At 39.3% G+C, this 10,624-nt stretch carries 4 protein-coding genes and 2 tRNA genes; 5 read left to right on the plus strand and 1 reads right to left on the minus strand.

The features are described from left to right. Positions 1–14 precede the first annotated feature (14 nt). Positions 15–2,591: a DNA gyrase subunit A gene (gyrA, locus tag ACESQI_RS04110; protein WP_007485669.1), complete on the minus strand. Its 2,577-nt coding sequence runs from the start codon at positions 2,589–2,591 to the stop codon at positions 15–17. Between the two features lie 535 nt (positions 2,592–3,126). On the opposite strand from gyrA, the gene ACESQI_RS04115 reads away from it, so the two are divergent. The 5 genes from ACESQI_RS04115 to ACESQI_RS04135 all read left to right on the plus strand — a co-directional run bounded on the left by ACESQI_RS04115 (position 3,127) and on the right by ACESQI_RS04135 (position 10,527). Further along, positions 3,127–5,664 (plus strand): ATP-dependent Clp protease ATP-binding subunit, encoded by a 2,538-nt coding sequence (locus ACESQI_RS04115; RefSeq protein ID WP_373125479.1) that lies wholly within the window; start codon positions 3,127–3,129, stop codon positions 5,662–5,664. Positions 5,665–5,769: 105 nt separating this feature from the next. Further along, positions 5,770–7,815 carry a molecular chaperone HtpG gene (htpG, locus tag ACESQI_RS04120; protein ID WP_007485667.1) on the plus strand — a complete coding sequence of 682 codons (2,046 nt, stop codon included), beginning with the start codon at positions 5,770–5,772 and terminating at the stop codon, positions 7,813–7,815. Positions 7,816–7,982: 167 nt separating this feature from the next. After that, positions 7,983–10,280: a patatin-like phospholipase family protein gene (locus tag ACESQI_RS04125; protein ID WP_373125480.1), complete on the plus strand. Its 2,298-nt coding sequence runs from the start codon at positions 7,983–7,985 to the stop codon at positions 10,278–10,280. An 80-nt stretch (positions 10,281–10,360) separates the two neighbouring features. Continuing rightward, positions 10,361–10,434: transfer RNA gene (locus ACESQI_RS04130), tRNA-Arg, on the plus strand. Positions 10,435–10,453: 19 nt separating this feature from the next. Next, positions 10,454–10,527: transfer RNA gene (locus tag ACESQI_RS04135), tRNA-Arg, on the plus strand. Positions 10,528–10,624: the final 97 nt, after the last annotated feature.

Consider the following 10,624-nt stretch of genomic DNA (forward strand, 5'->3'; position numbering starts at 1 on the left):
TATTAATATTACGTCTATTCTTCTTTGTTTTCGTCTTCATTATTCTCTGCAACATCCGGTGTATCTGTATCTTCAAATGTTTCTGCTGTAGGATCAACCGGAATTTGTCCTTCTATCTCTTCTGTAGGGACTTCATCTTCAAGACTCTCCGTTGTAACCTTACATACAGACCCGATCTGGTCATTGCGTTTTTCCAGATTGATTAAGCGAACGCCTTGTGTGGCGCGTCCCATAATACGTACATCTGCGACTTTCAAACGAATGGTAATACCGGATTTATTGATAATCATCAAATCATTTTCGTCTGTTACTGACTTGATTGTTACCACTTTACCTGTTTTATCGGTAACGTTCATTGTTTTTACACCTTTGCCACCACGGTTTGTTTTACGGTAGTCTTCAATTTCAGAACGTTTGCCGTATCCCTGCTCAGAAACTACCATAACAGATTCTGTTTCAAGATCTTTTATGCAAATCATACCTACTACTTCGTCCTGTCCGTCGTTGTCGAGTGTAATACCACGTACACCTGTTGCCGTACGTCCCATAACGCGAACTGCTGCTTCGTGGAAGCGAATTGCACGTCCGTTGCGGTTTGCGATAATAATTTCATTATTACCATTTGTCATACGAACTTCGATAACGCGGTCGTCTTCACGGATCGTGATCGCATTTACACCATTCTGACGTGGACGAGAATATTGTTCAAGCAACGTTTTCTTAATTACACCGTTCTTTGTACAGAACAATACATAATGACTGTTGATATATTCTCGATCATCAAGGCTCTTTACACGTAAATATGCATTTACGGCGTCATCAGAGTCTATGTTCAGTAGGTTCTGAATAGCACGTCCCTTAGAGTTTTTCGTTCCTTCAGGAATTTCGTATACTTTCAACCAGTAACATTTACCTTTTTGGGTAAAGAACATCATCGTGTTATGCATTGTAGCCGGATAGATATGTTCAATGAAGTCTTCATCACGTGTTTCTGTACCCTTCGAACCTACCCCACCGCGATTTTGTGCACGGAATTCAGTAAGTGGTGTACGTTTTATGTATCCCATATGTGAGATGGTGATAATCATTTCATCATCGGCATAGAAGTCTTCAGGGTTGAACTCTTCAGATGAATAAACAATTTCCGACCGGCGTTCGTCAGCATATTTAGCTTTTACTTCGATTAATTCATCTTTTACAACTTTACGGCATACCTCATCGTCTGCAAGAATACTTTCCAAATAAGCAATGAGATTCATTACTTCTTCATATTCGGCATGTAACTGATCCTGCATTAGTCCGGTCAATTGACGCAGACGCATTTCTACGATTGCACGTGCCTGTATTTCTGTCAGTTCAAAGCGGTTGATTAATCCGGCAATAGCATCGTTCGGAGTTTTTGCCGCACGGATAATGCGGATAACTTCATCAATATTATCTGAAGCTATAATCAAACCTTCAAGAATGTGAGCACGTTCTTTAGCTTTGCGCAGATCATACTGAGTACGACGTATAACTACATCACGTCTGTGTTCTACGAAGTACTTAATCAAGTCTCTTAAATTCAGCGTTTTAGGGCGCCCATGTACCAATGCCACATTGTTGACACCAAAAGACGTCTGCAAAGCCGTCATCTTATAGAGCTTGTTAAGAACAACGCTGGCATTTGCATCGCGTTTTATATCGATAACGATACGCATACCATCACGGTCGGACTCGTCATTTGCATTGGAAATGCCTTCTATCTTCTTATCATTTACAAGATCAGCAATATACTTAATTAATTCAGCCTTGTTTACATTGTATGGTATTTCAGTAACTACGATCTTGTCATGTGTTTGTCCCGTTTCAATTTCGGCTTTTGCACGCATTACTACACGACCACGTCCCGTTAAATAGGCTTCACGTACACCAGTTACACCATATATATACCCTCCTGTCGGAAAGTCAGGTGCTTTGACATAGTTCATCAACTCTTCTACGGTAATCTCGGGATTATCAAGATATGCATCACAAGCATCGATAACCTCGGACAGGTTGTGAGGTGGCATATTCGTAGCCATACCTACAGCAATACCGGAAGCGCCATTTACCAGAAGATTAGGGATACGTGTAGGCATTACAGTTGGTTCCACCAACGTATTGTCGAAGTTCGGTTCGAAGTCAACGGTTTCTTTATAAAGATCCTCCATCATAGCTTCGCCGAGCTTGTTCAATCGGGCCTCTGTATAACGCATAGCTGCGGGACTGTCACCATCCACAGAACCAAAGTTACCCTGGCCATCTACTAACGGATAACGCATAGCCCATTCTTGTGCCATACGTACCATTGCTAAATATACGGAAGAATCTCCGTGCGGATGGTACTTACCGAGTACCTCACCCACAATTCTGGCTGATTTTTTATAAGGTTTATCTGACGTATTACCCAATTCCATCATACCGTAGAGTATTCTGCGGTGAACGGGTTTAAATCCATCTCTAACATCCGGAAGGGCACGCGAAACAATGACCGACATGGAGTAGTCAATGTAAGATGACTTCATTTCCTCCTCGATGTTAATCTTTATAATTCTGTCTTGTTCAAGCATTTAAAAAGATTATTAATTATACATTCATGGCTTACGAAAAACCACGCTAAAGTACTACTTTTTCACGATATACAAAAGTTTTCTCGCATAAACTTTTTGAGTGTTGGTATATCCTTAATTATAAGAGTTGGAAATATACATTTCTATCTTTGGGATTGATATATGGAATAAAAGTACTGTGTTTTAAACTTAAAATACAGGTATCTAATGGATGTTCTATCAGCGTTTGGTAATAGTACTATTATAGATATCATGCTATCATAACACCCGGATGTTTTATACAAAAACATCCGGGTGTTATGATAAAGAACATGGGGATGTTTTAGTATTTGTTCTCACCTTTTATGAGGATAAGAAATAGTCTTATTTGATTAAAATGAGAAGTATTTACTATTATATATAATAAGGTATATAAGTATGCATCTTTTTTGGCACGGCATTTGTTATTATAATAAATAAAGCAAATATTGCGCATAAATCAATGTTATGCGTATCTTTGCCAGTGAATAACACCTTAAGAAGGAAGGAATAAAGTATGAATAATCAATTCTCACAAAGAGTTTCCGACATTATCGTTTTCAGTAAGGAAGAAGCGAACCGTTTGAGAAGTAGGTATATAGGCCCTGAACATTTGTTACTGGGAATGCTTAGGGACGGAGAAGGGAAAGCTATCGAGATATTGTCTAAACTCAAAACAAATCTGACCGACATTAAAAAGCAGATTGAAGTAATATTGAAGGCAGATGCAGATGATTTTCTGCTGCCTGATGCAGAAGTTCCATTGTCTAATGGGGCGGCTAAGATACTCAAGATGTGTATTCTTGAAGCTCGTTTAATGAAGAGTAATGTAGCTGATACAGAACATGTTCTGTTAGCTATTCTGAAAGATCGTAATAACGTGGCTGCTTCTGTACTTGAAGCAAACCAGGTGGATTACAAAAAAGTGTTTGAGCAGTTGTCATTGCAACCAGACATTAATGCCGGAATGGGCTTTAGTGAAGATGACGATGATGAAGAAGAAATGGGGGCTTCCCGTTCTGGTGGTCGTGGTTCGGAAGAGCGTCAGCAACAGGCACAAACGGCTTCTAAAAAGCCGGCGAATGATACTCCTGTACTCGATAATTTTGGTACAGATATGACAAGAGCGGCAGAAGAAGGACGTCTGGATCCGGTGGTAGGCCGTGAACGTGAAATAGAACGTCTGGCGCAGATTTTGAGTCGTCGTAAAAAGAACAATCCGATATTGATTGGTGAACCGGGGGTTGGAAAATCAGCCATTGTTGAAGGCTTGGCACTTCGTATTATCCAGAAAAAAGTATCGCGTATCTTATTCGATAAACGTGTGGTGGCTTTGGATATGACATCGGTTGTTGCTGGAACTAAATATCGCGGACAATTTGAAGAACGTATTCGCTCCATTCTCAATGAGTTGCAAAAAAATCCGAATGTTATCCTGTTTATTGACGAGATGCATACCATTGTTGGTGCGGGTTCTGCTGCTGGTTCTATGGATGCTGCCAATATGTTGAAGCCGGCTCTTGCACGTGGTGAAATACAGTGCATTGGTGCCACTACTCTTGATGAGTATCGTAAAAATATAGAGAAAGACGGTGCATTGGAACGTCGGTTCCAGAAAGTTATGGTAGAACCTACTACGGCTGAAGAAACTCTCCAGATTCTTCGGAATATCAAGAGTAAGTATGAAGACCATCATAACGTGATCTATACCGATGAAGCTTTAGAAGCTTGTGTCAAGTTGACAGATCGTTATATAACGGACCGTAATTTCCCGGATAAAGCAATTGACGCTCTTGATGAAGCAGGTTCGCGTGTGCATCTTACCAATATTAATGTTCCGAAAGAAATAGAAGAACAGGAAAGATTGATTGAAGAAGCTAAAAGTAAAAAGAATGATGCGGTGAAATCGCAGAATTTTGAACTTGCTGCCAGTTTTCGGGATAAAGAAAAAGAACTCACTACTGAGCTCGACCGTATGAAGCAAGAATGGGAAGAACGATTGAAAGACAATCGGCAGACAGTTGATGCAGAGGAAATTGCAAATGTTGTTTCTATGATGTCCGGTATTCCTGTACAGCGTATGGCACAGGCCGAAGGTATTAAACTGGCTGGGATGAAAGAGTCTCTTCAGGCTAAGGTTATTGCTCAGGACCCGGCTATTGAGAAGTTGGTGAAAGCCATTCTGCGTAGCCGTGTCGGATTAAAAGATCCGAATAAGCCGATTGGAACTTTCATGTTCCTGGGGCCTACCGGTGTTGGTAAAACGCATTTAGCAAAAGAGTTGGCCAAGTATATGTTTGGTTCTTCGGATGCTTTAATTCGTATTGACATGAGTGAGTATATGGAGAAGTTCACTGTTTCCCGTCTTGTCGGAGCACCTCCGGGATATGTGGGATATGAAGAAGGTGGACAGTTGACGGAAAAGGTTCGTCGTAAACCTTATTCTATTATTTTGCTTGATGAAATAGAGAAAGCGCATCCTGATGTCTTTAATCTATTGTTGCAGGTTATGGACGAAGGCCGGTTGACTGACAGTTATGGCAGAATGGTAGATTTTAAAAATACAGTTATTATTATGACTTCTAACATAGGTACACGTCAGCTGAAAGACTTTGGCCGCGGAGTGGGTTTTGCTACTCAGAACCGTATTGATGATAAAGAATTTTCTCGTGGTGTGATACAGAAGGCTTTGAATAAATCCTTTGCTCCGGAATTCATAAATCGTGTCGACGAGATTATTACTTTTGACCAGCTGTCTTTGGAAGCGATAACTCAAATTATTGATATAGAACTTAAAGGCTTGTATGACAGGATCAAGTCTATTGGTTATAATTTGGTTATCGAAGATAAGGCTAAACAATTTATAGCTGAAAAAGGGTACGATGTACAGTTTGGTGCCCGTCCGTTGAAACGTGCTATACAGACATATCTGGAGGACGGATTGTCAGAACTGATCATCTCCTCTACTTTGGTCGATGGAGATACTATAAAGGTGTCCCTGAATGAGGAGAAAGGAGAACTGGAGATGAAAAAAGAGGCAAATATTGTGGAATAAATTTCCTTGTAATACGTCAAAATGTCAGATCGGAAGGTCTGGCATTTTTTTTGTTTTCATATTCCATGAAAACATTAATCTGATAAATTAAAAATATACATTATTATGCAGAAAGGTAATATTGGGGTTACAACAGAGAACATTTTCCCTATCATCAAAAAGTTCTTGTATAGTGATCATGAGATTTTTCTCCGTGAGTTGGTTTCTAATGCTGTCGATGCTACTCAAAAGTTGAATACACTGGCATCTATTAGTGAGTTTAAAGGAGAATTAGGTGATTTGACCATTCATGTATCGCTTGATAAGGATACAATTACCATCTCCGATCGCGGTATTGGTCTGACTGCCGAAGAAATTGATAAATACATCAATCAGATAGCTTTCTCCGGTGCCAATGACTTCCTGGAAAAATATAAGAATGATGCGAATGCCATTATTGGTCATTTCGGACTTGGTTTCTACTCTGCCTTTATGGTAGCAAAGAAAGTTGAAATCATTACAAAATCTTATAAGGAAGGTGCTCAGGCTGTGAAATGGACTTGTGATGGTAGTCCTGAGTTTACTTTGGAAGATGTTGATAAGGCTGATCGTGGTACAGATATCATACTTTATATTGATGATGACTGTAAAGAGTTCCTTGAAGAAACACGTATATCCGGTCTGTTGACAAAGTACTGTAAATTCCTGCCTGTTCCAATTGCATTCGGTAAGAAAAAAGAGTGGAAAGATGGTAAGCAGGTAGAAACTGCAGAAGATAATATTATCAATGATACTACCCCATTGTGGACACGTAAACCAAGTGAACTTTCAGACGAGGACTATACAAAGTTCTATAGAGAGTTGTATCCGATGTCTGATGAGCCTTTGTTCTGGATTCATTTGAATGTAGATTATCCTTTCCATCTGACTGGTATTCTTTATTTCCCGAAAGTAAAGAGTAATATTGAACTGAATAGAAATAAGATTCAGTTGTATAGCAATCAGGTTTATGTGACAGACTCTGTAGAAGGTATTGTGCCCGACTTTCTGACACTATTACATGGTGTAATTGATTCACCGGATATTCCGTTGAACGTTTCACGTTCTTATTTGCAAAGCGATTCAAACGTGAAGAAGATTTCGACATATATCACTAAGAAGGTTTCCGACCGTCTGCAATCTATTTTCAAGAATGATCGTCCTCAGTTTGAAGAGAAGTGGAATGACCTGAAAATATTTATCAATTATGGAATGTTGACGCAGGAAGATTTCTATGAGAAAGCTTCAAAATTTGCCCTTTTCACCGATACAGATGGTAAGCATTATACCTATGAAGAGTATCAGATGCTAATTAAAGATAATCAGACAGATAAGGAAGGAAATTTGATTTATCTTTATACAAATAATAAAGACGAACAGTTTAGCTACATTGAAGCTGCTAAAAATAAGGGATACAATGTGTTGCTTATGGATGGACAGTTGGATGTTGCTATGGTCAGCATGCTTGAACAGAAATTTGAGAAATCTCGTTTTACCCGTGTTGATAGTGATGTAATAGACAATATCATTGTGAAAGACGATAAGAAGGGTGATGTGCTGGATGCTAACAAGCAAGAAGCTTTATCTGTTGCATTCAAGAGTCAGTTGCCTAAAGTTGAGAAGGTCGAATTTAATGTGATGACACAAGCGTTGGGTGAAAATTCTGCTCCTGTCATGATTACGCAGAGTGAATACATGCGTCGTATGAAGGAAATGGCCAATATACAGGCAGGTATGAGTTTCTATGGAGAAATGCCGGATATGTTCAATCTGGTTCTGAATTCTGATCATAAGCTCATTAAGCAGGTGTTGAGTGATGAAGAAGCAGCTTGTGCCGCTGATATTGTTCCTTTGCAACTTTCTATTGATGATACGACCAAACAACGTGATGCATTGAAAAAGAAGCAGGAAGGTAAGAAGGATGAAGATATTCCTACCTCAGAAAAGGATGAATTGAAAGATTTGGATAAGAAACTGGATGAACTGAAAGGTAAGAAAGACGCTATCTTCACCGGATATGCTGAAAAAAATAAAGTGGTACGCCAATTAGTGGATCTTGCTCTGTTGCAGAATAACATGCTGAAGGGTGAAGCGTTGAACAACTTTGTAAAAAGAAGCATTGAGCTTATTTAATTAGCCCCTTTTAAATTCTTAAATAAATTCCCGAAGAGCATTGCTCGCTTAAAGCGAAGCAATGCTCTTTTTTTGATTATAAATCCCTTTGAATTGCCCGTTAATTGGAAACTATTGCATATATTTGAGCATTAATTAATGAAAAATCAATTGTTTTATCCGGGATTATGAAAAAAGCTTTAGTGCTTATTACTTTTTTGCTGTTGTTGCCTATATTGGTGCAAGCCCAGAAAGTGGGGCTTGTGTTGAGTGGCGGTGGAGCTAAAGGGCTGACGCACATCGGTATTATTCGTGCCCTTGAAGAGAATAATATTCCTATTGACTATATTACAGGTACTTCTATGGGGGCTATTGTTGGCTCTTTGTATGCTATGGGGTATTCTCCGGATGATATGGAAATATTATTGAAGTCGGAAGAATTTAAACGTTGGTATTCCGGAGAGGTGGAAGAAGAGTATATGTATTACTTCAAAAAGAACCAGCCGACACCTGATTTTTTAAATATCAGGCTTTCTTTTCGTGATTCATTGAATATAAAACCGCAGTTTCTACCTTCCAGTGTTGTCAATCCAATACAGATGAATCTTGTTTTTCTTGATCTGTACGCTCGGGCTACGGCAGCTTGTGGTGGAGATTTTAATAAGCTTTTTGTACCTTTTCGTTGTGTAGCCTCTGACGTGTATAATAAGAAACAACTGATTATGAATAGGGGTGATCTGGGAGATGCTGTACGTGCTTCTATGAGCTTCCCGTTCATGTTTAAGCCGATTGAAATAGACAGTGTTTTGGCTTATGATGGCGGAATTTATAATAATTTTCCTACGGATGTGATGCGTGATGATTTTCATCCTGATGTTATTATTGGTAGTGTTGTAGCCACCAATCCCACAAAGCCGAAGGAAAATGATTTAATGAGTCAGATAGAGAACATGGTAATGCAGAAAACTGATTATTCGGTTCCGGAATCTGAAGGCATTGTGATGACTTTTAAATACGATGATGTCAATCTGATGGATTTTCAGCGAATTGATGAACTGCATGACATTGGATATAATCGTACGATGAGTATGATGGATTCTATCAAAAGTCGTATTCGCAGGAGGGTAAATCTCGATAATATTCGTCTTAGAAGGCTTGTGTACCGAAGTAATTATCCGGAACTTCGCTTCAAAAATATATTGATTGACGGTGCCAATGCTCAACAGCAGGCTTATATCAAGAAAGAGTTTCATGCTTCTGATGATAAAGAGTTTACGTTTGAAGATGTGAAACGTGGTTATTTCCGTTTGCTTTCAGGTAATATGATATCCGAGATTATCCCTCATGCTGTTTTTAATCCGGAAGATGATACGTATGATTTGCATTTGAAAGTCAAACTGGAGGATAATTTCTCTGTTCGTATCGGAGGTAATGTTTCTACCACAAGTTCCAATCAGATATATCTGGGACTTAGTTATCAAAACTTGAATTATAATGCAAAAGAGCTGACATTTGACGGACAATTAGGTAAAATCTATAATAATGTGCAGTTGATGGGGAGGATTGATTTCGCTACCAATATTCCTACGTCATACCGGTTGATAGCTTCTATCAGCACGTTCGATTATTTTAAGAAAGAGAAACTCTTTTCGCGGAATGATAAGCCGGCATTCAATCAAAAAGATGAACGTTTTGTGAAACTGAAAGTAGGACTTCCTTTCCTTTCCAGTAAAAGAGCTGAGTTTGGAGTGGGACTGGCGAAGATACAGGATCGTTACTTTCAGAAGAATGTGATTGATTTTGATAAAGATAAATATGATAAAAGCGAATATAGCCTGTTTGGTGGTTCAATCAGCTTTAATGGAAGTACCTTGAATGCCAGACAATTTTCTACACAAGGCAGCCATGAGGAACTTGTGGCCCAGATATTTACCGGAAAAGAACGATTCTATCCGGGAGAAACTTCAGATATAAAGAAGACAAGTGAGGAGCGGCACTCCTGGTTGCAACTGTCATATATGAAGGAGAAGTATCACAGAATGGCAGAGCATTGGACGCTTGGGTGGTATCTGAAAGCATTGTATTCTTCAAGAAATTTCTCCGAGAACTATACGGCTACTATGATGCAGGCCGGAGAGTTTGCGCCTACAGCGCATGGGCAATTGATGTATAATGAAGCTTTTCGTGCCAATCAATTTGTAGGAGCTGGTGTACGGCCTGTGTATCGTTTGAATCAAATGTTTCATGTGCGAGGAGAATTCTATGGTTTTATGCCAATTTTCCCAATAGAGAGAAATTCGATAAATAAGGCATATTATGGAAAAGCCTTTTCTCGTTTTGAATATTTAGGAGAAATATCAATTGTATGCCAATTTTCATTCGGTGCTATCTCTGCTTATGTAAATCATTATAGCTCACCGAAAAAAGAGTGGAATGTAGGATTAACGCTGGGTTGGCAGCTCTTCAATTATCGTTTCTTTGAATAATATTTCGGGAAAAAATAGTAGTAAACGCTTGCTACTTTCAAAAAAGTCCGTATCTTTGCACCCGTTAAACAAAAACAAAGGGTCGCGTAGCTCAACTGAATAGAGTAGCTGACTACGGATCAGCCGGTTACAGGTTTGAATCCTGTCGCGATCACTTTTAAGTTTAACAGAATGGCCGCGTAGCTCAACTGAATAGAGTAGCTGACTACGGATCAGCCGGTTACAGGTTTGAATCCTGTCGCGGTCACAAAATATATTCATAATTCGAAACAAAGGGTCGCGTAGCTCAACTGAATAGAGTAGCTGACTACGGATCAGCCGGTTACAGGTTTGAATCCTGTCGC

The organism is Bacteroides sp. HPS0048 (assembly GCF_964240755.1).
Lineage (GTDB): Bacteria > Bacteroidota > Bacteroidia > Bacteroidales > Bacteroidaceae > Bacteroides > Bacteroides nordii.

What these genes read in the sequence shown, in the direction of transcription:
- gyrA (WP_007485669.1), bottom strand. Translation starts at nt 2,591, where the DNA reads ATGCTTGAACAAGACAGAATTATAAAGATTAACATCGAGGAGGAAATG.
- ACESQI_RS04115 (WP_373125479.1), top strand. Translation starts at nt 3,127, where the DNA reads ATGAATAATCAATTCTCACAAAGAGTTTCCGACATTATCGTTTTCAGT.
- htpG (WP_007485667.1), top strand. Translation starts at nt 5,770, where the DNA reads ATGCAGAAAGGTAATATTGGGGTTACAACAGAGAACATTTTCCCTATC.
- ACESQI_RS04125 (WP_373125480.1), top strand. Translation starts at nt 7,983, where the DNA reads ATGAAAAAAGCTTTAGTGCTTATTACTTTTTTGCTGTTGTTGCCTATA.